Here is a 21804-nt window from a genome sequence, read left to right as displayed (position 1 = left end):
ATGCATATCATCACTCAGAAACGAATCTGGGAAGCCAAGGATCGTTGGCCTCAGACCGCTTCTGCACTGGATGCCTGGTATCGACTGATGAGAGCGAGCGAGCCCAGCTGCTTTGCCGAGATGAAGTCGCTATTCCCGGCCACCGACAAGGTTGGTGGACAGCATGTATTCTATATCGGCGGCAACAAGATTCGTCTGATCGCCGTGGTGCACTACCGATTCAAGAAGATCTATATCCAGCACATCCTTGATCACACCGAATACGAGAAGGGGCACTGGAAGGAGAGAGCATGACCAGCATCGTCCAACAGGCAGCCGCCCACTGGCGCTTCGTGGCGCCCCTGCTAAACGCCCCCGAGACCGAGGATGATTACGACCCCCTGGTCGCGGCACTAGATGAACTGCTGCAACTGGTCGGAGACGACGAGGAGCACCCCCTGGCTAGCCTTGCCTCGCACATGGGTGATCTAGTCGAAGAGTACGACGAGACTCGGCACCCGATGCCGGATGTCCGGGGAGCCGACATGCTGCGGCATCTGATGCAGTGGCATGGCATGGACCAGTCAAGTCTGCCGGAGGTCGGAACTCAATCAATGATCTCCGAGATTCTGGCTAACAAGCGGCGCCTGAATGTGCGCCAGATCAAGGCGCTGACCCAGCGCTTCGGCCTGCCTGCCGACCTTTTCCTCGAGTGAGCATCGCAAGGCCCATGCCGGATGACAGGCGTGGGCCTTGCTCCTCCTCTCTTGAACCCGTTCAGCCTGGCGGCACGGCGTCGTGGAAGCGACGCTCCAGCACCACGGTGTCGCAGAAGCGCTCGGCCATGCGGGCGAAGGAAGCGTCATCGAGCGTCTCCGCTTCCTCGTCCAGACGACGACGCAGCCAGGTGACGAATTCCTGGAAGGCGTGATTGTCGTGCAGGTCGATCCATTCGGCCATCAGCGGATGAAGCCCGTCGACACGGGTGACGCGCAGCGCCCACTCGAGATAGAGCCACTCGGTGACCACCAGCACGGCCAGGATCTCGGCGTAGCGGCCGCCCCGTCCGGTATCGTGCAGCAGTTCACGGAACGCCCGGGTCTCCGGCAGGTAGTCCGGCGCCTCGCGCTGGGCCCGGGGCACATCGAAGGCCTCGAAGGTACGCTGGAAGGTGCTGTTCTCGTCGCTGGTCAGCATGCCCATGAACTGCCCCAGCACCACTCGGTCATCCATGCTCGGTGCCTGGCCGATGGCGTGGCCGAGCAGCGCGGTGAAGGGGTCGACGAAGCCGTAGTCCTGCACCATATAGGCGGCGAAGTCACCTTTCGACAACCGCCCCTCGGCCAGTGCATCGAACAGCGGGTGGTTCACCGTGGCCGACCAGTCGGGCTCGCTGATCTCGCGCAGCCAATCGGTGATACGGGCCGATTCCCGGCCAGCGGCCCAGGTATTCCAGTCAGAACGAGTCGTCATCAGGTGTCTCCCTTGCTTGCCAGGTGAAGTCGCACCCCCGGACGCAGCCAGGCGATCAGCAGGCTGACCAGGGTGGAAGCGAGCAGTGCGCCCAGGAAGGGTGCCAGGGTCGGGATGCTGCCAGGGAAACTGGCCGCGAGTACGCCCGCGGAAAGGCTGCCCTGGGTAACCCACCCCGGCAGCACCGCGCCGAACAGGCCCGCCAGGCCGCCACCCACCGCTGCCAGCGGCGACATGCGCTGCCACAGGCCCAGCAGCACCGGCACCACGATGGCGGCGCACAGCAGGTCGGCGATCAGGAACAGGCGCAGCACCGAGAAGCCCTGCAGGGCCACCCATACCACCGGCACCATCAGCGCCACCGTGGCCAGCCGGGCTGCTCGCACCGAAAGCCCGCGCCGCCCGGAGCTGGCCACCGCCATGGAGGCGATGGCGTTCTGCAGGGTATCCACGCTGGAAGCCACCAGGGTTACCGCCAGCACCAGCGCCGGCAGGCCCAGCCAGGCCGGTGCCGCGGAGAGCAGCGCGAAGAAGGGAATCGGTGGCTCGCCCAGTGCCAGACCCTGCATGGCCGCCAGCATGCCGAGCCCGCCGATGGCCATCACCACCAGCAGGCTGCTGGTCGCGCCCAGCAGCGCCCCGCGACCCAGCGCACGGTCGTCCTCGGCCGCCCAGATACGCTGCCAGTAGCCCTGATGGAAGAGGTTGGCCGCGGTGACCGCGATCACCAGCGTCAGCGCCACGGAGAGCGCGCTACCGGCGGGAACCGAGGGCATCACCGCCTCGGCCGGCATGGGCGGCAGCCACCACCAGGCCACGCCGCCGACCAGCACCAGCAGGGCCAGCAGCAGCCACGCCTGCCAGCGATCCGTCGCCAGGCTTGCCCGCAGGCCACCCACCGTGGTGTACGCCAGGGTGACGACCGCCAGGCCGAGAATCACCAGCGACGGCGGCACATCGGAGAGCAGCGCGGCGATGGCGCCGATGGCGGTGAGCTCGGCCGCCAGGAAGCAGGCCATGTAGGCCACGGAGACGAAGGAGACCCAGCGCCTTACCCCGACGCCGTAGCAGGCCTCGGCGAACTCGCCGATGCTGCGGCCTTGCGGGAGATAGCGACGGATGGCGGGGCCATAGAGCCCCAGCACCAGAAAGGGCAGCGACGAACCGATGGCATAGCCGGCCAGGGCCACCGGCCCCACGAAGGCGCCGATCTCCGGCGGCGCGAAGAGGATCCAGGCACCCATGCTGGACGCCAGGAACGACAGGCCGATGGCCTGGGCGCCCTGGGAGTTGCGGGCGGTCACGTAGTCATCGAGGGGGCCATCGGCCCAGCGGGCCCTCAGGCCCAGAACAGCAAAGCACAAGAGCGCCGCGCCGAGCACGGCAGACGTCAGGTAGGGCATGTCGCACTTCCTCCGCCGGTATGAACCGGATCAGGTTCCAGGGTCAGCGCAGTGCGCTCTCTCAGCCCAGCCGGCGCATAAGGCAGCGGGACTCCCCTGGCGACAAATGAATGGATTGTGGGATCGCGCCTCAATCCATAGCCGGGATGGCCGATATTGAGGGGATCGAGGAGCATCATAGCGCTACCTCGCCGTGTCGACCACCCCGTGCCGGAACTACGAGAGGCCCTAAAGCGCCTTCGACAACGTCGCCACGGAGCGCCTGCGGGTGTCCACCGAGCCGGGTCAACTTCAATCTTCCAAGGCAGTTAGCGCCGATAGCACTCTCGAAAATGCCAATCGAGATAGTCGCGGTTGGGAAACACTGAATCCGTCAATTTCAAAGGCTGTCCATCGATATCGCTGAGCTGCTCTTTTAGCTGACCAATCAGCCCTTCCTCAGCCAATTCAGGAGAGATTCGGATACATCCCCGACCATCAATAGCCAATAAGCCTTTGTCGAAGGCACGATCATGCAGCGCATTGAGGCAGAGCCCATTGGCGGGATCGAGGCGACATTCGGGACGCGCCTGCCAGGGCACAATATGGCTAGCAATCAGCAAGTCCTCATGACGAAGTCCCGTAATAACGCAGCGGGTGTCATAGCGAATCATCACTGCTTTGCGAAATAGTGACTGCCCTACCCGCCGTTTCTGGATACTCGCTGCATCCTGTCCGGTGTAGTCAACCTCAACGCCGGGTAGCGCCACTTCTTCGCCAAGGTTCGACCACGTCTCCTCGCATTCACTGGCAACAGCTTCTGGTTCAGCGATGAAGCGTTGCCATAGCAAGCGGTCTTGGTGGGAAGCGCCGGATAGCCCCTTCTTGCCAAGTGCCAATACTTCGGGATCGAGACTCGCATAGTTGGAAAGCTTCATCGCAACGGAATTGGCCGAGCGTCCCATCTGTTCGGCCAACCGGATAACCTCAGGTCGCCCCCGGTGAAGCTGCCCGAACGTGAGGCGACAGTAGAGGGATAACACCAACAATCTGTCTCGATCAGTCCATGTCTTTATTTCCGCTGCCATGAGACCTCCGCAGTCAAGTAATCTTGAGCCTACGCTGGAGCCTCAATGGTGGCCAATTCTGCTTACTTCACCCGCGGCACCCGTCCCATCAGGTAGAACTCCTCGTTCGGCGGGGTGCCGGTGAGAGTGACCAGGCGATTGGAAAGGCCGAAGAAGGCGGTGATGGCGCCGATATCCCAGATATCGTCCTGGGTGAAGCCGGCCGTTTTCAGGCGCGCCTCCCATTCGTCCGTGAGCTCTCCCACCTCCAGGCCGCAGTAGAGGGCGAAGTCCAGCATCACGCGGTGGCGTTCGCTGATCGGCGCGGTGCGGTGGTTGATGGCCACCTGGTCGGCGAGAAGCGGGTCCTTGCTGTAGATGCGCACCAGGGCGCCGTGGGCCACCACGCAGTAGAGGCAGCGGTTGCGAGCGCTGGTGGCCACCACGATCATCTCCTTCTCGGCCTTGGTGAGGGTGTCGGATTCCCGCTCCATCAGGGCGTCGTGGTAGGCGAAGAAGGCGCGGAATTCGGCCGGCCGGTGGGCCAGCATCAGGAAGACGTTAGGGACGAAGCCGGCCTTCTCCTGCACCGCCAGCATGGCATCGCGCACGTCTGCGGGCAGGTCCTGGATCGATTCGGGAACGGGAAAGCGGCTGATCGGCGGGGTCATGGTGGCTCCAGGGTTTGTTGTTGCTGGTTGAGACACCAAGATAGCAGTTGACGTTAACGTAAGCATATAGCCATTGGCTCAAGATCAACCGAACCGCCGAGAGGGGTGCCACCCTTCATTGCGACATGCTGGTAGCAAGGCTAGCATTACCGTATTACTTCAAAAGTTCGGAAGGAGAGTCGTCATGTCCACCGCCAGCAGTCGGCTGACCACCAAATACCAGGCGACTATTCCCGGCAACGTCCGCAAGGCACTGGACCTCCACGCCGGCGATACCATCTGCTTCGAGATCGAAGACGGTGAAATTCGACTTCGCAAAGCATCACCGCTCGACTTGACATTTACCCATGCGGTGGAAGAAACCCTGAGCGAGTGGAATTCCGAGGCCGACGAGGAAGCCTATCGTGACCTTTGAGACCTTCGATGTAGTGGTTGTGCCATTTCCTTTCACCGACAGGAACACGACAAAGCGTCGGCCAGCGCTGGTCATCTCTTCTGACGAGGACTTTCACCGCTCTACAGGACAGCTCCTGATGGCCATGATCACCAGTGCCAACAACTCATCCTGGCCGCTGGATACCGAAATCCAGGGTCTCGATGCCGCAGGCTTACCCGCGACTTCCATTGTGCGCATGAAGCTCTTCACTCTGGATGAACGCCTGATCATCCGCCAGGCTGGACGACTTGAGCAGGACGACCGACGCCGAATGATCAGCGCCCTGAGGGCCCTGATGGCAGCAATCATCCAGTAACCGGCTCTGACACAGCACGGCCCCGCCTCTCTCGAGACGGGGCCGTAGGTTGGCAGCGCTGGAAGGATCAGCCCAGCGAGATGGTGCTGTTGATGCCGCTGGAGACGTTCTCCGGCTCGAACCAGCGCGCGGTGACGGTCTTGGTCTGGGTCCAGAAGGCGATGGCCTGCTTGCCGTTGGGGCCCAGGTCGCCCAGCTTGGAGCCGCGCGAACCGGTGAAGCTGAAGTAGGCCACCGGCACCGGGATCGGCACGTTGATGCCGATCTGGCCGACGTCAATGTCGGTCTCGAAACGGCGCGCCACCCAGCCGGAGTTGGTGAAGATGGAGGTACCGTTGCCGTTGGGGTTGGCATTGATGAACTCGATGGCGTCGTCCAGGGTCTCGACGCTCACCACGCACAGCACCGGGCCGAAGATCTCCTCGCGGTAGATGGTCATCTCCGCGGTCACCTCACTGAACAGGGTGGGGCCGACGAAGTTGCCCTCCGGGTAGCCTTCCACCTGACAGCCGCGGCCGTCGACCATCAGCTTGGCGCCTTCCTTCTCGCCGGCGTCGATCAGGCGCTCCACGCGCTCCTTGGCCTGCGGCGAAACGAGCGGGCCCAGGTCGGCGTCACGCTGGGTGCCGGGGCCGACGGTCATGTTGCGCGCGCCCTCGACGATATCGTCCAGCCACTCGCGGGCCTCGCCCACCAGTACCACCACGGAGTTGGCCATGCAGCGCTGGCCGGCGGCGCCGAAGGCGGAGCCCAGCAGGTTGTTGATCGCCTGGCTGCGGTTGGCATCCGGCATCACCACGCAGTGGTTCTTGGCCCCCATCATCGACTGCATGCGCTTGCCGGCGGCGGCGGAACGGTTATAGAGCAGCGAGCCGACGTGGGTGGAACCGATGAAGGAGAGCGCCTTGATATCGGTGTGGTCGGCAATCTGGTTGGCCACGTCCGGGCCGCCATGGACGACGTTGAGCACGCCGGCCGGAATGCCTGCCTCATGGGCCAGTTCGACCAGGCGCATGGTGGAGGTCGGATCCTGCTCGGAGGGCTTGAGCACGAAGGTGTTGCCGGTGGCGATGGCCAGCGGGAACATGAAGCACGGCAACATGATCGGGAAGTTGAAGGCGGTGATGCCGGCGCCCACGCCCAGCGGCTGGTGCATGGTGTAGACGTCCACCTCGCTGGCGGCGTTCTCGGCCAGCTCGCCCAGCTGCAGGGAGGTGATCGAGCAGGCATGCTCCACCACTTCCAGGCCGCGGCCCACCTCGCCCTCGGCGTCGGGCAGGGTCTTGCCGTGCTCTTCGGTGATCAGCGCGGCGAGTTCGGCGGTGTTGTCGCGGATCAGCGCCTGCAGCTTGAGCATGATGCGCATGCGCTTGCCCAGCGGTATCTTGCGCCAGGTCTTGAAGGCCTCCTTGGCACTGGCCACGGCGCGCTCCACCTCCTCGGCGGTACAGAACGGCACCCGTGCCACCACTTCCTGGGTGGCCGGGTTGACCACCTCGCGCCACTCCTGGCTCTGGGACTGGACGGGCTGGCCGTCGATATACATGGGGATTTCGCGAACGGACATGGGGCGTACTCCTCTTTATCTAAGCGGTCACTGCCGGGAATCGACTGGTGGCTGGATCGCAGTCGCGGATCACCCAGGCATTAGACTTTGTGTGTATAAATACACGGAAGATCATGATAATGAGTCTATCCGCACGTCGGATAGCGTGACAACGGGTACTCGGGCACATTGTTTGTGCGTTAATGCACAACACTTCGATGGCCAGGGCTCGGGCACAAACCACGAGCAGCGAGGACCTCCATGCTTGACTGGCAGGACATCCAGATCTTCCTTGAGGTGGCGCGCAGCGAGCGCCTCACCGATGCTGCCCGCCGCCTGGGCCTGGACCACTCCACCCTGTCGCGGCGCACACGGCGCTTCGAACAGGCGCTCAATACCCAGCTGTTCGAGCGCAGCACCCACGGCTACCAACTCACCGAGGCCGGCCAGCAGCTTCTCGCCCACGCCGAGGAGATGGCCCGCCACGCCTTCGAGGCCGGTGAGAGCCTTACCGACAAGGATCACCAGATCAGCGGCCAGATCCGGCTGGGCGTCACCGAGGGCTTCGGTACCTGGGTGATCGCCCCGCTGCTCTCGGCCTTCTGTGAGCGCCACCCGGGCGTCACCCTGGACCTGCTCGCCCTGCCGCGGGTGGTCAACCTGAGCCGCCACGAGGCGGACCTGGCCATCACCGTGGAGCGGCCGGTGAGCCCCGGCCTGGTGATCTCGCGACTGTGCGACTATCGGCTGCGGCTCTACGGCAGCGACGGGTACCTGGCCCGCCATGGCATGCCGGAGCGACTCGCCGAGCTGGGCGCCCACCGACTGGTGGGCTATGTGGATGACCTGATCTTCAGCGAGCAGCTCAGCTACCTGGAGCCGCTGCTCGATCCCGCCGTAGTGGGCCATCCCGGGCCACACTTCGCCATGCGCAGCACCAGCGTCACCACCCAGCATGCCGCCTGCCTCCACGGGGCAGGGCTTGCGGTGCTGCCCTGCTTCATGGCCAGCGCCTCGGAAACGCTGGTGAACGTGCTCGCCGACGAGGTGGCGATCGACCGGCAGTTCTGGATCACCGCCCGCCAGGAGCAGCGCCGTCTGGCCAGGGTACGCCTGCTTTGGGACTTCCTGCGCGAAGCCCTGGAGGCCAACCGCCCCTTTCTGATGGGCGAGACACGTACCCTGATAGTGCCGGCCCCGCCTCCAATACAGAATAGCTATCGGGATGGTCGGTAATGTCACATTGAGCTGATGGACTATCGGAGCGTAAGTTGGAGGGACAGGGCAGTGAAATCCGGTCGTCACGAGACCTGGTGACGCATGGTTGACCGGACTCATTGTCCCGCAGGACTGCCATCGTCTATATACAGGTAGCAGTTCCAACAACACAGCCAGATTGGAGAGTGAAATGGGTGATCAGCAGAGTGCCGGCAAGTGCCCGGTGATGCATGGAGGCCAGACCGCAAGCGGTCATTCCAACACCGATTGGTGGCCGGAGTCCCTGAATCTGGACATCCTTCATCAGCACGATCACAAGACCGACCCGATGGGCGAGGACTTCGACTATCGCGAGGAGGTCAAGAAGCTCGATTTCGACGCGCTCAACAAGGACATGCACGCCCTGATGACCGAGAGCCAGGAGTGGTGGCCGGCCGACTGGGGCCACTACGGCGGCCTGATGATCCGCATGGCCTGGCACGCGGCAGGCACCTACCGCATCGCCGACGGACGCGGCGGCGGCGGCACGGGCAACCAGCGCTTCGCGCCCATTAACTCCTGGCCGGATAACGGCAACCTCGACAAGGCGCGGCGCCTGCTCTGGCCGATCAAGAAGAAGTACGGCAACAAGATCAGCTGGGCCGACCTGATCATCCTCGCCGGCAACGTGGCCTATGAATCCATGGGCTTCAAGACGTTCGGTTTCTCGTTCGGCCGCGAAGACATCTGGCACCCCGAGAAGGACATCTACTGGGGGGCCGAGAAGGAGTGGCTGGCGCCGTCCGACGAGCGCTATGACAGTGTCGAGAAGCCCGACACCATGGAGAACCCGCTGGCCGCAGTCCAGATGGGCCTAATCTACGTTAACCCCGAGGGCGTCAACGGCCAGCCCGATCCGCAGAAGAGCGCCGAGCAGGTTCGCGAGACGTTCGCTCGCATGGCCATGAACGATGAGGAGACCGCGGCGTTGACCGCCGGCGGCCATACGGTCGGCAAGACCCACGGCAACGGCGACGCCGAAGCCCTTGGGCCCGAGCCGGAAGCCGCCGACGTCGAAGCGCAGGGCTTCGGCTGGCTCAACCCGAACCTGCAGGGCAAGGCCACCAACGCCATCACCTCGGGCCTTGAGGGTGCCTGGACCAAGAACCCCCTCGAGTTCGACATGGGCTACTTCGACATGCTGTTCGGCTACGAGTGGGAGCTCACGAAGAGCCCCGCCGGTGCCAACCAGTGGGAGCCCGTCGACATCAAGGAAGAGGACAAGCCGGTCGATACCAGCGACCCCTCCGTTCGCCGCAATCCGATGATGACCGACGCGGACATGGCAATGAAGGTGGACCCGACGTACCGGGCCATCTGCGAGAAGTTCATGAAGGATCCGGAATACTTCAAGGACTGTTTCGCCCGCGCCTGGTTCAAGCTGACCCATCGCGACATGGGCCCGAAGCCCCGCTACATCGGTCCGGAAGTGCCGGCCGAGGATCTGATCTGGCAGGACCCGGTGCCGGCCGGCAACACCAACTACTCCGTCGAAGCCGTCAAGGAGATGATCGCCGAGAGCGGTCTGTCCATCGGCGAGATGGTCAGCACCGCCTGGGACAGCGCCCGCACCTTCCGCGGTTCCGACATGCGCGGCGGTGCCAATGGGGCGCGCATCCGCCTGACCCCGCAGAAGGACTGGGAAGGCAACGAGCCGGATCGCCTGTCCAGGGTGTTGAAGGCCTACGAGAAGATCGCCGCCGACAGCGGCGCCAGCGTGGCCGACGTGATCGTGCTGGGTGGCAGCGTGGGCATCGAGCAGGCGGCGAAGGCCGCCGGTCACGATGTCCTGGTACCCTTCTCGCCGGGCCGTGGCGACGCCTCCGACGAGATGACCGACGCCGAGTCGTTCGAGCCGCTCGAGCCGCTGGCCGATGGCTTCCGCAACTGGCTGAAGAAGGACTATGTGGTCAAGCCGGAGGAGATGCTGCTCGACCGCGCCCAGCTGATGGGGCTGACCGCCCCGGAGATGACCGTGCTGGTCGGCGGCATGCGCATGCTCGGCACCAACCACGGCGGCAGCAAGCATGGCGTGTTCACCGAGCACGAGGGTCAGCTGACCAACGACTTCTTCGTCAACCTGACCGACATGAACAACGCCTGGAAGCCGGCGGGCAACAATCTCTACGAGATTCGCGACCGCAAGAGCGACCAGGTGAAGTGGACGGCCAGCCGCATCGATCTGGTGTTCGGCTCCAACTCCATCCTGCGCTCCTATGCCGAGGTCTACGCCCAGGACGACAACCAGGCGAAGTTCGTCAAGGACTTCGTCAAGGCCTGGACCAAGGTGATGAACGCCGACCGCTTCGACCTGGAAAAGCTCCAGAAATCATGAGGCGGTAAGCGTGCCACGAGGCCGGGCGGCAAGCCCGGCTATCAGGACAAGGGGCCGGGATCATTCCCGGCCCTTTTTTGCTTTCGCCTTCCTGCGATGTCGCGTCCGGTAACAGCAAAAGGCCGCCGTTACGGCGGGCACGCCGCCCATTTTCTACCGGAACGGGCGCCACACTCTCCCCTTTCGCCTCCCTCGAGGCGCGAATCGACTCCCGTCGAACTGATGCAGATCAAGTTATTCCAAGCCCGCTACGCGGGAGACCGGACAGTGGCAGCAACCGGTGCGGTTTAGCTATAGGCTATATGCTTATACGCAATAGCGGAGGACCCGCCCATGACGCGTCGTTTCCGGCTGCTGCTCGCCCTGACGCTGGTCCTGGTTCCGGCCCTCGTAGCGGCCCAGTCCAGCCCCGCTGATGACGGGCTGCACACGGCCGTTGTCAAACGCGATACGCTGGCCGAGACGCTGGTGCTCGATGGCCTGGTGGAAGCCGTCGAACACAGCACCGTCTCGGCCCAGACCAGCGGTCGAGTGGTCGAGCTGCCCTTCGAGGTAGGCGACAGCATCACCGCCGGCACCGACATCCTGCGCCTGGAAGACAGCGAGCAGCGCGCACGCCTGGAGCAGGCCCGGGCCCGCCTCGAGCAAGCAGAAGCCGACCTCGTGGATGCCCGACAGCGTTTCGAGCGCATTCGGGCCATCCGTGATCAGAATCTCGCCTCGGAGCAGGCCTTCGACCAGGCCAGCAACCGACTGGATGCCGCCAGAGCACGCCGAGAGCAAGGCCTTGCCGGCGTGTCCGAAGCCGAGCAGCAGTTGACCTACAGCCGGGTGCGCGCAGAAAGGGATGGCGTCTTCACCCGCCGTCACGTGGAGCCGGGCGAAGCCGTGCGCCCGGGGCAGCCACTCTTCGACATGCTGGCCCTGGCCCCGCTTCGGGTGGAGGCTGCCCTGCCCCGCCGCTACCTGGCGCAGGTGCGCGAAACACCCGACATCCGGGTCAGCCTTCCGGAGGGACAGCCCCTCGAGACCGGTGCGCTCACCCTCTATCCCCGAGCCGATCCGGCGAGTGATACCGTTCGCCTGCGGCTTCGCCTCGCGTCACCGGGACCGGAGGTCCTGCCGGGCATGCTGGCCAAGGTGGCCGTGGTGGTATCGCGCCGCGAGGCCATCTGGATTCCCGCCGAGAGCCTGATCCGACGAAGCGAGCTGCGCGCCGTCTTCGTGCTCGATGACGAGGATCGGCCGCGGTTGCGCCAGGTGCGGGTGGGTATCGAGAGGGACGGACGACTCGAGGTGCTGGCCGGCCTCGAGGCCGGCGAACGCATCTTGGCCAACCCCGACGCCATGGCGAACCTTGAACATGCGACGTCTCCCGGCACGGAAGGGTACCGCGACCGATGAAGGAGCGCTCTCCCGCCGTCGGTCCCTCGGGTGCCATTGCCCGGATCTTCCAGGACTCGAAGCTGACCCCGCTTCTCGCGGGAATTGCCATCCTGATGGGCCTGATCATCATCATCATCACGCCCAAGGAGGAGGAGCCCCAGATCGAGGTCACCATAGTGGACATCATGGTGGCCTTCCCCGGCGCCGGGGTGTCGGAAGTGGAAAGCCTGATTGCCACACCGGCCGAGCAGGTGCTAAGCGAGATCAAGGGCATCGAGCATGTCTACTCGGTCTCGCGGCCGGGCCAGGCCGTGATCACCCTGGAGTACGAAGTGGGCCTGCCTCGGCAGGAAGCCCTGATCAGGACCTACAACCAGGTCTACTCGAATCAGGACTGGTTACCCCCGGATCTGGGCACTCGCCAGCCCCTGGTGAAGCCCCGCGGCATCGACGACGTGCCGGTCATGACCCTGACACTGTTCGATCCCGATGAACGCCATGGCGGCGAAGAACTCACTCGCCTGGCTCACCTGCTCGAGGTAGCCCTCAAGCGCATTCCGGGCACCCGGGATGTGTATACCATCGGCGGCATCGCCGACCGGGTAGATGTGCGCCTCGACCCGGCCCGGTTGAACGGCGTCGGCCTGACCCTGGACGACCTGCAGAACGCCCTGGCCGCTGCCAACACCAGCAGCCGCGAGACACGTGTGACGCGGGATGGCCTGTCGCTTCCGATCCAGGCCGGCACCCTGCTCGAGGAGGTGGCCGACGTACGCCGCCTGGTGGTGGGCATGCACGGGGATGCCGCCGTCCGCCTATCTGATGTCGCCGATATCCGTCGCGGCGGCACCGTCCCCGACCAGGGCGTGATGATGGGCTTCGGCCCGGCGGGAGACGCGGACCGGCCCGGCGCCGAGCCCGGCAAGCTCTATCCGGCCGTGACCCTTGCCATCGCCAAGAAGACCGGCGAGAACGCGATCGATATCACCACGGCCATCGCCTCACGTCTCGACGCGCTGACCAACCGCCTCCTGCCGCCGGGCATCGAGGTGGTCGTCACCCGCGACTACGGCAAGACGGCCACCGACAAGACGCAGACACTGATCCGTGACCTGGTCACGGCCACCCTGGCGGTGATGCTGCTGGTGCTTGCCGCCATGGGCTGGCGACAGGCCCTGATCGTCGGTTCGGCAGTATTGATCACACTGCTGTTGACCCTGGTGTTCTCCTGGGCCTGGGGCTTCACGCTCAACCGGGTCTCGCTGTTCGCGTTGATCTTCTCCATCGGTATCCTGGTGGATGACGGCATCGTCATCACCGAGAACATCCACCGGCGCCTGGCCAACGGCCGGGGCTCGGCCCGGCACCTCATCCCGCTGGCCGTGGACGAGGTCGGCACCCCCACCATCATGGCCAGCCTGACCATCATGGCGGCCCTCATCCCCATGGCCTTCGTCAGCGGCCTGATGGGACCCTACATGCGCCCCATCCCCATCAACGCCTCCGCGGGCATGGTCATCTCCCAGCTGGTGGCCTTCGTGGTCGCGCCCTGGCTGGCCATGCGCTTGCTGGCCAGGAAGCGAGGCACGCAAGGCCAGGAAACGACGCATCAGGACGCAAAGGACGAGGATGCGACAGAGGAGGCCACGAAGGATCAGGACACATCGAAAAACGGCCACTCTGCCGAAGGAGTGAACCCGCGCATCAAGCACCTTTTCGAGCGCCTGCTCGGCCCCTTCCTCGGCCAGCACCCCTGGCGACGGCGCCTGCTGGGCCTTACCCTGCTGGGGCTGCTGCTGGGCGCCGTCTCGCTTCCGCTGTTCCAGCTGGTGATCCTCAAGATGCTGCCGTTCGACAACAAGTCCGAACTGCAGATCGTGGTGGACATGCCCGAGCACACCCCCATGGAACAGACCCAGCGGGTGCTTCTGGACATGGGCCGCCACCTGGAGAGCGTATCCGAGATCGACCACTGGCAGAGCTATGCCGGCACCGCCTCGCCGATCAACTTCAACGGCCTGGTGCGCCAGTACTACCTGCGCGAGGCGCCCTATCAGGGCGACATCCAGATCAACCTTGCCGACAAGCAGGCGCGCAATCGCAGCTCCCACGCCATTGCCCTTGCCCTGCGCGCCCCCCTCCAGGCGATCGGTGAGCGTCACGACGCCCGGGTGAAGATCGTCGAGGTGCCGCCGGGCCCACCCGTTCTCTCACCGGTCGTCGCGGAAGTCTATGCCGTGACGCCCGAACGCCGCGCCACCCTGGCACGCCGGGTGGCCGACCAGATGCATGAGGTACAGGGCCTGGTCGACATCGACACCACGCTGCACGCCCCCACCACCAAGTGGGAGGTGGTGGTCGACCGCGACCGGGCGGCACGTCTGGGGGTCTCCCAGGCCCAGGTGGTCATGGCCCTTCAGACCAGCCTCGAGGGCAGCGCGGCCAGCTACCTGCACGATGAGCAGGCCAAGTATCCGGTGCCCATTCGCCTGATCCTCGAGGAGGGCGACAAGGCGCAGCCGGCCCGGCTGCTGTCCCTTGCCGTGCGCAGCCGCGACGGCACCCGGGTGCCGCTGGCCAGCATCGCCGAGATACGGGAGACCGACTGGGAGGGGGTGCGCTACCACAAGGACCTCCTGCCGGTGACCTACGTCACCGCGGACATGGCAGGCGAGATCGACTCGCCCCTCTACGGCATGTTCAGGACGGTGGACCATCTTTCCCGCCTGGATGTGCCGCCGGCGCAGTCCTTCATCGAGCAGCCGGTGATGCCGAGCGAGCCGAGTCTCAAGTGGGACGGTGAATGGCAGATCACCTACGAGACCTTCCGCGACATGGGCCTGGCCTACAGCGTGGGGGTCTTCATGATATTCGTGCTGCTGGTGGCCCAGTTCCGCTCCTACACCCTGCCGTTGCTGGTCATGGCGCCCATTCCCCTGACGCTCATCGGCATCCTGCCGGGTCATGCCCTGCTCGGTCGGGAGTTCACCGCCACCAGCATGATCGGCATGATCGCCCTGGCCGGCATCATCGTGCGCAACTCCATCCTGCTCGTGGTCTTCATTCGCCAGCTGCGCGACGAGGGTGTCGCCCTCGAGGACGCCGTGGTGCTTGCCGGTGCCGTGCGCCTCAAGCCCATCGCCCTCACGGCCGTCTCGGCCATGCTCGGCGCCTTCTTCATCCTGGCCGACCCCATCTTCAACGGCCTGGCCATCTCGCTGGTCTTCGGACTTGCCGCCTCCACCATGCTGACGCTGCTGGTGGTGCCGCTTCTCTACTATGTCAAGGAGCGCGCCGGGGAAAGCCGCGCGTCGCCATGAGGGGACGGGGAGCGGCACGCGCGCCGATGGACCGATCTCGAGGGTCGGCGCACCCGGAGAATGAAAAAAAGCAACGCCCGGGCGTCTTCTTGTCTGTTCCCTGTCGGTACCCTGGATCGCTCGGTTCCGGGCCCGAATTCATGCCGGTGCAGGTTCCCCCCTTTCTGTCTTTGACAGCCTCTCATAGGTGGACCACAACTGGTTGTAAGCAACCACGCCCACAGGACACCTCCAGCCCACGGGCCTCCGTGTGCGAGGAGAGTCGAACATGGCCCATGCCGCAGGAGAACCGTTACCCCCGGCCACGAGTGAGGCCGGCTGGCAATGCCGTCGTTATTCTCCCGGTGTTCGCCTGAACGAGCGCATCGGGAGGCTCCAGGCGTTCGCTGTGCGCCTGACAAGTCCCGTCCAGCTTCTGGAACCTCCGAGGGGTCATGTCGCCCTGGTCATCGGCTTCGGCAACCCCATCCACATCACCACCTTGACCACACCGGATACGGAAGGCACCTACGACTCCTTCCTGGTCGGTCCAGACCATCCGCCGCTGATCACCCGGCATGACGGAGAGCGCACCTGCTTCGAGATACTCCTCTCTCCTTGCACGGCCTACGAGCTGTTCGGGGGCAGGACTCAAGGGCTCGATGGCCAGGTAATACCACTCGAGGCTTTTCTCGGCGACATGGTGAATCGGCTTACCGAACAACTCATTGTGGCTGCCTCCTGGGAACAACGATTCGCCTTGCTGGAGACAACGCTGACCCGGCACCTGGATCGGCAACCCTGGCAGGTGCGTGATGAAATCCGCTGGGCCTGGCACTGCCTGGAACAGTCTGGGGGCGCCATGCCGGTCTCCGAGCTCGTCAGCGCCCTGGGCTGGAGCCACCGCCACTTCGTGCACTCCTTCCAGCACTATACTGGCATGACACCCAAGGCAGCCGCTCGCTACCTGAGGCTCGCCCGAGCTCTTGCTTGCATCGACCAGTCGCCGGAAGAGGCACTGGCGGCCGTGGCGCTGGAGTGCCACTACTGCGACCAGAGCCACCTGACCCGGGAGTTCCATGCCCTGGCGGGATGTACGCCGGCAACCTACCGCCATCAGTGCCTTGGGCACTTCCTGCCCGTGTCACCGGCCGGGGCAAGGTCAGGTTTCTTCAAGACCGCTCCCGCGCCTTCGGCCTAGGCTAGCTGCACCGCTGAAGGGCTCGATGATGCCCTGCATCGCGGCAAGGCAAGGCAAGGCAAGGCAAAGAGGTGATCCCGTCTGAATGGAGGTATGACACCATGAACCAGACACTGATGACCCTGGGTGGCGCCACAACACTAGCTGTCGCCAGCATCCTCTCCCCGGCCCAGGCGGACACGACGTCTATCCTGAAGACGACGTTGGAGGGCATGGAGGGCATGGAGGCGAACATCGTCCGCTTCGACGTGGACAAGGATTGGGTAACCGATCGCCATATCCACCCCGGGCACGTCTTCGTCTACGTGACCGAGGGGAGTATCGAGATCGATGTCGAGGGCCAGGAAGCCAGGAGCGTTTCCGCCGGCGAGGCCTTCCAGGAGCCGCCCGACAGACCCATGGTGGCGCGCACCCTGAGCTCCGACGGCGCAAGCTTCATCGTCTTCCAGGTGGGCCCCGAAGACGAGCCCATCATGGTCTCCCAGCCCGAGTGAATCGCAGCTCACTGGTGAGAATGGCCGGGGTCATTGCCGAGACATGATGCCCCCGGCCACTACTCTGCCTGGCCAAAAGGATTACGTACGTCTCCCTGAAGCATCACTTGCTGGTCACCCCAGGAACATAAGTGCGCCGCTCGAGGAGGCCAAGCAGGCTCGCTACCGTGGAAGTCAGCACCAGATAGATCAGACCTGCCCAGAGAAAGACCAGGAAGAAATCAAGAGTGCGTGAGCCAATGTCATAGGCGATGGAGGTAATCTCAACCACGCCGATGGTGTAGGCAATGGAGGTGAACTTGAGTTCAATGATCGCTTCATTCGACCATTGCGGGATAACCCGGCGTAGCGCCTGTGGCACCATGATGTGCCGAATCGCTTGCCACTGGGTCATGCCGCAGGCCCGCGCCGCCACGAGTTGGCCCTTCGGTACCGACAACACCGAGCCGCGGAAGTACTCGGCCTGATAAGCCGCGCTGTTAAGGGTGATGGCGATCACCGCGGCAGTGAAGGCGTCGAACACGATACCCACATGGGGCAGGCCCAGGTAGATGAAGAACATTTGTACCAGCATCGGCGTACCGCGAAAGAGTTCCACGTAGACGGTGCTGCTCCAATAGAAGAGCCTGTTGCCGTAGACTCGGGCCCAGCAAAGCAAGAGTCCAAGGAAAAATCCCAGGGTGATGGCGATCACCCAAAGCGCCAACGCAACCGGCACGCCCTTGAGAAGCTCGGGGAGCCACTCGATGCCGAACTCGATGAATTCCAGCATGGCTCACCCGTGCTCCGCGATGACGTTGAGGAAGGCCCGAGTCCGCTCATGCGTGGACTCGGTAAACATGGCCTCTGGTGGCCCTTGTTCGACGATGTGGCCCTTCTCGATAAAGATAATCTCGTCGGCAGCCTGGCGAGCGAAGCTCATCTCGTGGGTTACCACCACCATGGTCATGCCCTCGACGGCCAGTTGCTGCATCACCCTCACTACCTCGCCGGTCAATTCCGGGTCCAGGGCCGAGGTGGGCTCGTCGAACAGCAGTATATCAGGGTCCATTGCCAATGCCCTTGCGATGGAGACACGCTGCTGCTGGCCCCCGGAAAGCTCAGCCGGGTAAGCGTCGGCCTTGTCACCCAGGCCAACCCGCTCCAGTTCGCGATGCGCCCGCTGGGTAGCGCTCTCCTTGTCCGTCCCGTTGACCTTGATCTGGCAGATGCGCACGTTATCGAGCACCGTCAAGTGAGAGAAGAGGTTGAAGTCCTGGAAGACGAAGCCCATACGCGCCCGCATGGCATCGATGTTGGTGTTCAGCACCTCCTCGCCGTTGAGGTAGATGCGCCCCGCATCCGGCACCGTGAGGTAATTGATACAGCGCAACAAGGTACTCTTGCCCGAACCGGAGGGTCCGATAAGCACCTTGGTCTCACCCTTTCTTAGACTGAAGCCGATACCCTTGAGCACCTCCAGGCCGTCATAGGCCTTCTTCACGTCCTGTACGTCCAGAATCAGATCGTCGGCCATTATCGGCATTCCTCTTGCGTCATTTCTCGAACCCCGGCACAGCCAGCTTGCGCTCAAGGGAATACAGCAGGCTATTGCCTGTCCGATTGAGGATGAAATACAGCAGCGCCACCACGGCAAATACCGTCAAAACGTTGCCCTGGGTACTGGTAATGATGTAATGCGCCTGACGTGTCAACTCGACCACCCCGATGACATAGGCCAGGGAGGTCTCCTTGATTTCCGAGGAGAACTCGTTAGTCCAGGGGCCGATAGCATGACGCGCCGCCTGGGGAAAGAGAATATGGCGGATTGCCTTGACCTTGGACATGCCCATGGCCCGGGCAGCCATCATCTGTCCGGTTGGTACCGACTGAAAGGCACTACGAAATATCTGGGACTGATAGGCCGCCGAGCGCAACCCCATGGCCAGTATTGCAGCACCGAAAGCCGAAATATCGAAAATACCTGACATGCCATAGAAAAAGATAAACAACATGATGATGATCGGAACGCCGCGAAAGACACGCTCATAGAGCGTCAGTGGCCACTGCACGAACCGTGTCCTTGGGCCATATAGCTGCACCATGCAGATAGCCATTCCCAGCACGAAGCCAATCAGGAGGAGGGCGGCCAACAGCACGATGGCCACCCCTAGCCCCTTCAACAGGAAGGGAAAATCGCGTAACAGTACATCGTATATATCCATGCCGAATTCCCTGACATGACGAGCGCCCCACCTTCAGGAAAGGCGCCCGACGTCGTAGCGAATTATTCGTTACCTAGCTCGGGAAGACCGGCGACGGGTTTTTGATAAGTGTCCACAAAATTCGGCATGTGCCCCGGAATCGCAGGGATAGTAACCCCCGGGATGTATCCATTGACAATCTCGCCCCATTCACCGGATTCATAGATGGCCAGTATGCCCTGGTTCAGTTCGCCGAGGATCTCCTGGGGGTCATCCTTGGATACCGCCAGCGCCAGCGGTGCACGGATAAAGATCTTGCCCGCCATCTTCACTGGCTTGCCAGCGTTTATGTACTCCTGCGCGGAGGTATCGTCAACGATCACAGAAGAGATACGACCGATCGCCATGTCGTCAACTGCGGTAACGTAATTGTCGTATTTGGCCAGCTCGACATCAATATCCGTGGAATTCACCACGTTCTCTTCCATCCAGGCCTGCTGGGAAGAGCCGCCCTGCACGCCCACGCGGGCCCCACAGCAAACGGCGGTAAAGACGTTGAGTTCGGAATCTTCGGGCACCAGCACTACGTCGTTGGTTTCCCACCAGGGGATGGTGAAGTCGATGTTCTCGCTACGCTCTTCAGTGACAGTAAGGCCGGTGGCAAGAATATCGATCTTCTCCGCCGCGAGTGCCGGAATCAGCGATGGGAACGGCATGTCCTGGAACTCTATCTCGATGCCTCTCTCCTCGGCGATCGCCTCCATGGCATCAATGGCAATCCCCTTGAACTCCCCCCCTTCAACATAGGCCCAAGGGGGGAAGGAAGCTTCAACGCCGACTGTGTAAGGATCCTGTGCGGAGGCGGTCGTAGCCATTCCGCTGCCGATGATGACGGCCCCCATCAGGGCGGCAGGCAGGAGCGGTACTTTTATTCCTTTCATGATCATCTCACTTGTTGGTGGGTTTTGTTATTTCACCAGCTCAATATCAGTACGTCGTTTCACAACTGTCAAATCAACGGGAGAATTCACTCCAAGGCATTGATGCTGGGAACTCATGTGGCCACGCCCACGAAGACGTGCCCCCTCGGGCGCCTGGCACAATGACCTGCCGAACGGTCGATCGAACACCTGCAATGGATGGCGTGAGAGATTTTTCGGAAGAATGGAGTGCCGCCAAGCGGCAGGAATCGTCTCGACTGGCGGATGAGGCGCTTATTGCTGCAAGCCTGTTCAGGTCCCGCAGAAGGTGCGGAACACGGCCGCGGTGGGTGGCGCCGGCAAGGCATACGCCTCGCGTCCGGGCTGCTCGGTGAAGGGATCGGCCAGCACTTCGCGCAGCGCTTCGAAGGGGGTGAAATCGTTGTCCTCGGCAGCCGCGGTGAGGGCCTCCTCCACCTTGTGGTTGCGGGGAATGTAGAGCGGGTTGACCGTGCGCAAGCGCTCGGCGATCGCCTCCGGGCCGACCTCCTCCCGGGCCAGCCGCTCGCGCCAGCGCGGCAGCCAGGCCTCGATACCTTCCCGGGTCTCGAACAGCTCGAGCAGCGTTGGAGCGTCCTCCTCGACCGCCTCGCTCAAGCGGCGGAAGGCCAGGGTGAAGTCGGCACGGCCGGATTGCAGGGCCTCGAGGAAGGCCTCGACCAGCGCACGATCGCCCTCCTCCTGCTTCACCAGCCCCAGCTTCTCACGCATCACCACCAGCCATTCGGCCTCGTACTGCTCCTCGAAAGCCTTGATCACCGTGGTGGCACCGTCCACGGCGCGCTCCTGGTCATCGTCGATCAGTGGCAATAGTGTCTCGGCGAAGCGTGCCAGGTTCCACTGGGCGATCCACGGCTGGTTGCGATAGGCGTAGCGACCCCCCTCGTCGATGGAGCTGAACAGGGTGTCCGGATCATAGGCCTCCATGAAGGCACAAGGGCCATAGTCGATGGTCTCGCCGGCGATGCTGCAGTTGTCGGTGTTCATCACCCCGTGGATGAAGCCCAGCCCCATCCACTTGGCCACCAGCGCCGCCTGCCGCGCCTGCACCGCCTCCACCAGCGCCAGATAGCGCTCGCTCTCTTCTCTACTCGCAAGCTCAGGGTAGTGGCGCTCGATGGCCAGATCGGCCAGGGTGCGCACGGCCTCCAGGTCCTCGCGGGCGGCGAAGTACTGGAAGGTACCCACCCGCAGGTGGCTGGCGGCAACGCGGGTCAGCACGGCACCGGGCTCCGGCACACGCCGGAAGACGCGCTCACCGGTGGTGACCGCAGCCAGGGCCCGGGTAGTGGGCACGCCCAGCAGGTGCATCGCCTCGCTGATGAGGTACTCGCGCAGCACCGGGCCCAGGGGGGCTCGGCCGTCGGCGCCGCGGGAAAAGGGCGTGCAGCCGGCACCCTTGAGCTGGATATCACGCAGGTGGCCCTCGCGGTCGGTCACCTCGCCGAGCAGCACCGCCCGACCGTCGCCCAGGCGGGGATTGAAGTGGCCAAACTGGTGGCCGGCATAGGCCTGCGCCAGCGGAACGGCCCCTTCCGGCACGGTATTGCCGGCAAACCATTCGGCGGCCTGCTGCTCGTCGAAGGCGGTCAGGTCAAATCCCAGCTGCTCGGCCAGCGCCCGATTGAAGGCCACCAGCCGCGGCGCCTTCACCGGCACGGGGTCGAAGCGCAGGAAGAACCGATCCGGGAGGCGAGCGTAGCGAAGGGTGAACTCGGGAAACATGGCGACTCCGATCGACGGCCGTGACCCGGCCTGAGGATGAATACCCGAGTATAACGCTCGGGATTGCGGCTTTC

General features: G+C 63.6%; 20 protein-coding genes and 1 riboswitch. Of the genes, 10 read left to right on the top strand and 10 right to left on the bottom strand.

Translation table 11 applies throughout. From position 1 onward, the window contains the following. Positions 1–294 (top strand): type II toxin-antitoxin system HigB family toxin, encoded by a 294-nt coding sequence (locus HALO32_RS05545; RefSeq protein WP_151442783.1) that lies wholly within the window; start codon positions 1–3, stop codon positions 292–294. Then, positions 291–695, top strand: coding sequence for a helix-turn-helix domain-containing protein (locus tag HALO32_RS05540; RefSeq protein ID WP_151442782.1), 405 nt, complete (start codon positions 291–293; stop codon positions 693–695). The genes HALO32_RS05545 and HALO32_RS05540 overlap by 4 nt, the downstream gene beginning before the upstream one ends. Positions 696–756: 61 nt before the next feature. Here HALO32_RS05540 and HALO32_RS05535 read toward each other — a convergent pair whose 3' ends face one another. The 4 genes from HALO32_RS05535 to HALO32_RS05520 form a co-directional block, all read right to left on the bottom strand. Further along, the gene (locus HALO32_RS05535) at positions 757–1452 is read right to left on the bottom strand and encodes a TenA family protein (protein WP_151442781.1); all 696 of its coding nucleotides are present in this window, start codon (positions 1450–1452) and stop codon (positions 757–759) included. Beyond that, complete coding sequence (locus HALO32_RS05530) at positions 1452–2855, bottom strand: sodium:solute symporter family transporter (RefSeq protein ID WP_151442780.1); 1404 nt, start codon at positions 2853–2855, stop codon at positions 1452–1454. The genes HALO32_RS05535 and HALO32_RS05530 overlap by 1 nt, the downstream gene beginning before the upstream one ends. Next, a riboswitch (TPP riboswitch) is annotated at positions 2845–2963 on the bottom strand. It overlaps the preceding gene by 11 nt. A 200-nt stretch (positions 2964–3163) precedes the next feature. Then, positions 3164–3811, bottom strand: a complete 648-nt coding sequence (locus tag HALO32_RS05525; RefSeq protein ID WP_192576446.1) for an HNH endonuclease — start codon at positions 3809–3811, stop codon at positions 3164–3166. Positions 3812–3984: 173 nt separating this feature from the next. After that, entirely contained in the window at positions 3985–4572 is a 588-nt protein-coding gene (locus HALO32_RS05520) for a peroxidase-related enzyme (RefSeq protein ID WP_151442778.1), read from the bottom strand. Positions 4573–4756: 184 nt separating this feature from the next. Between HALO32_RS05520 and HALO32_RS05515 the strand changes: the two genes are divergently transcribed. Both HALO32_RS05515 and HALO32_RS05510 read left to right on the top strand, forming a co-directional pair. After that, the gene (locus HALO32_RS05515; protein ID WP_151442777.1) at positions 4757–4987 is read left to right on the top strand and encodes an AbrB/MazE/SpoVT family DNA-binding domain-containing protein; all 231 of its coding nucleotides are present in this window, start codon (positions 4757–4759) and stop codon (positions 4985–4987) included. Continuing rightward, the gene (locus HALO32_RS05510) at positions 4977–5324 is read left to right on the top strand and encodes a type II toxin-antitoxin system PemK/MazF family toxin (protein WP_151442776.1); all 348 of its coding nucleotides are present in this window, start codon (positions 4977–4979) and stop codon (positions 5322–5324) included. The genes HALO32_RS05515 and HALO32_RS05510 overlap by 11 nt, the downstream gene beginning before the upstream one ends. A 67-nt stretch (positions 5325–5391) precedes the next feature. Here the strand turns inward: HALO32_RS05510 and HALO32_RS05505 are convergent, their stop codons facing one another. Beyond that, positions 5392–6891 carry a CoA-acylating methylmalonate-semialdehyde dehydrogenase gene (locus HALO32_RS05505; protein ID WP_151442775.1) on the bottom strand — a complete coding sequence of 500 codons (1500 nt, stop codon included), beginning with the start codon at positions 6889–6891 and terminating at the stop codon, positions 5392–5394. A gap of 240 nt (positions 6892–7131) precedes the next feature. On the opposite strand from HALO32_RS05505, the gene HALO32_RS05500 reads away from it, so the two are divergent. The 6 genes from HALO32_RS05500 (at position 7132) to HALO32_RS05475 (ending at position 16842) form a co-directional block, all read left to right on the top strand. Beyond that, positions 7132–8106: a LysR family transcriptional regulator gene (locus tag HALO32_RS05500; protein ID WP_151442774.1), complete on the top strand. Its 975-nt coding sequence runs from the start codon at positions 7132–7134 to the stop codon at positions 8104–8106. 172 nt (positions 8107–8278) lie between these two features. After that, entirely contained in the window at positions 8279–10462 is a 2184-nt protein-coding gene (katG, locus tag HALO32_RS05495) for a catalase/peroxidase HPI (RefSeq protein WP_151442773.1), read from the top strand. A 333-nt stretch (positions 10463–10795) separates the two neighbouring features. Next, complete coding sequence (locus HALO32_RS05490; RefSeq protein WP_151442772.1) at positions 10796–11866, top strand: efflux RND transporter periplasmic adaptor subunit; 1071 nt, start codon at positions 10796–10798, stop codon at positions 11864–11866. Then, positions 11863–15168 (top strand): efflux RND transporter permease subunit, encoded by a 3306-nt coding sequence (locus tag HALO32_RS05485; protein WP_151442771.1) that lies wholly within the window; start codon positions 11863–11865, stop codon positions 15166–15168. Before HALO32_RS05490 ends, HALO32_RS05485 begins: the two co-directional genes overlap by 4 nt. Before the next feature lie 268 nt (positions 15169–15436). After that, on the top strand, positions 15437–16348 hold the full coding sequence (locus tag HALO32_RS05480; RefSeq protein ID WP_151442770.1) for an AraC family transcriptional regulator: 912 nt from the start codon (positions 15437–15439) through the stop codon (positions 16346–16348). Between the two features lie 101 nt (positions 16349–16449). Next, complete coding sequence (locus HALO32_RS05475) at positions 16450–16842, top strand: cupin domain-containing protein (RefSeq protein ID WP_151442769.1); 393 nt, start codon at positions 16450–16452, stop codon at positions 16840–16842. Between the two features lie 103 nt (positions 16843–16945). Here HALO32_RS05475 and HALO32_RS05470 read toward each other — a convergent pair whose 3' ends face one another. From HALO32_RS05470 to HALO32_RS05450, 5 genes are all read right to left on the bottom strand, one after another. Beyond that, the gene (locus tag HALO32_RS05470) at positions 16946–17614 is read right to left on the bottom strand and encodes an amino acid ABC transporter permease (RefSeq protein WP_151442768.1); all 669 of its coding nucleotides are present in this window, start codon (positions 17612–17614) and stop codon (positions 16946–16948) included. A 3-nt stretch (positions 17615–17617) separates the two neighbouring features. Further along, complete coding sequence (locus HALO32_RS05465) at positions 17618–18358, bottom strand: amino acid ABC transporter ATP-binding protein (RefSeq protein WP_151442767.1); 741 nt, start codon at positions 18356–18358, stop codon at positions 17618–17620. Between the two features lie 19 nt (positions 18359–18377). Then, positions 18378–19046 (bottom strand): amino acid ABC transporter permease, encoded by a 669-nt coding sequence (locus HALO32_RS05460; protein ID WP_151442766.1) that lies wholly within the window; start codon positions 19044–19046, stop codon positions 18378–18380. A 62-nt stretch (positions 19047–19108) separates the two neighbouring features. Beyond that, positions 19109–19966 carry an ABC transporter substrate-binding protein gene (locus HALO32_RS05455; RefSeq protein ID WP_192576445.1) on the bottom strand — a complete coding sequence of 286 codons (858 nt, stop codon included), beginning with the start codon at positions 19964–19966 and terminating at the stop codon, positions 19109–19111. 291 nt (positions 19967–20257) lie between these two features. After that, the gene (locus HALO32_RS05450) at positions 20258–21730 is read right to left on the bottom strand and encodes a protein adenylyltransferase SelO (protein ID WP_151442764.1); all 1473 of its coding nucleotides are present in this window, start codon (positions 21728–21730) and stop codon (positions 20258–20260) included. Positions 21731–21804: the final 74 nt, after the last annotated feature.

The organism is Halomonas lysinitropha, assembly GCF_902500215.1.
Classification (GTDB): domain Bacteria; phylum Pseudomonadota; class Gammaproteobacteria; order Pseudomonadales; family Halomonadaceae; genus Halomonas; species Halomonas lysinitropha.
The sequence above is the reverse complement of the archived record's forward strand: the minus strand, read 5'-3'. Positions and strand labels throughout refer to the sequence as shown.

Bases quoted from the DNA above. Each gene is read 5' to 3' on its own strand.
- HALO32_RS05545 (WP_151442783.1), top strand. From the start codon at position 1: ATGCATATCATCACTCAGAAACGAATCTGGGAAGCCAAGGATCGTTGG.
- HALO32_RS05540 (WP_151442782.1), top strand. From the start codon at position 291: ATGACCAGCATCGTCCAACAGGCAGCCGCCCACTGGCGCTTCGTGGCG.
- HALO32_RS05535 (WP_151442781.1), bottom strand. From the start codon at position 1,452: ATGACGACTCGTTCTGACTGGAATACCTGGGCCGCTGGCCGGGAATCG.
- HALO32_RS05530 (WP_151442780.1), bottom strand. From the start codon at position 2,855: ATGCCCTACCTGACGTCTGCCGTGCTCGGCGCGGCGCTCTTGTGCTTT.
- HALO32_RS05520 (WP_151442778.1), bottom strand. From the start codon at position 4,572: ATGACCCCGCCGATCAGCCGCTTTCCCGTTCCCGAATCGATCCAGGAC.
- HALO32_RS05515 (WP_151442777.1), top strand. From the start codon at position 4,757: ATGTCCACCGCCAGCAGTCGGCTGACCACCAAATACCAGGCGACTATT.
- HALO32_RS05505 (WP_151442775.1), bottom strand. From the start codon at position 6,891: ATGTCCGTTCGCGAAATCCCCATGTATATCGACGGCCAGCCCGTCCAG.
- HALO32_RS05500 (WP_151442774.1), top strand. From the start codon at position 7,132: ATGCTTGACTGGCAGGACATCCAGATCTTCCTTGAGGTGGCGCGCAGC.
- katG (WP_151442773.1), top strand. From the start codon at position 8,279: ATGGGTGATCAGCAGAGTGCCGGCAAGTGCCCGGTGATGCATGGAGGC.
- HALO32_RS05490 (WP_151442772.1), top strand. From the start codon at position 10,796: ATGACGCGTCGTTTCCGGCTGCTGCTCGCCCTGACGCTGGTCCTGGTT.
- HALO32_RS05485 (WP_151442771.1), top strand. From the start codon at position 11,863: ATGAAGGAGCGCTCTCCCGCCGTCGGTCCCTCGGGTGCCATTGCCCGG.
- HALO32_RS05480 (WP_151442770.1), top strand. From the start codon at position 15,437: ATGGCCCATGCCGCAGGAGAACCGTTACCCCCGGCCACGAGTGAGGCC.
- HALO32_RS05475 (WP_151442769.1), top strand. From the start codon at position 16,450: ATGAACCAGACACTGATGACCCTGGGTGGCGCCACAACACTAGCTGTC.
- HALO32_RS05470 (WP_151442768.1), bottom strand. From the start codon at position 17,614: ATGCTGGAATTCATCGAGTTCGGCATCGAGTGGCTCCCCGAGCTTCTC.
- HALO32_RS05465 (WP_151442767.1), bottom strand. From the start codon at position 18,358: ATGGCCGACGATCTGATTCTGGACGTACAGGACGTGAAGAAGGCCTAT.
- HALO32_RS05460 (WP_151442766.1), bottom strand. From the start codon at position 19,046: ATGGATATATACGATGTACTGTTACGCGATTTTCCCTTCCTGTTGAAG.
- HALO32_RS05455 (WP_192576445.1), bottom strand. From the start codon at position 19,966: ATGAAAGGAATAAAAGTACCGCTCCTGCCTGCCGCCCTGATGGGGGCC.
- HALO32_RS05450 (WP_151442764.1), bottom strand. From the start codon at position 21,730: ATGTTTCCCGAGTTCACCCTTCGCTACGCTCGCCTCCCGGATCGGTTC.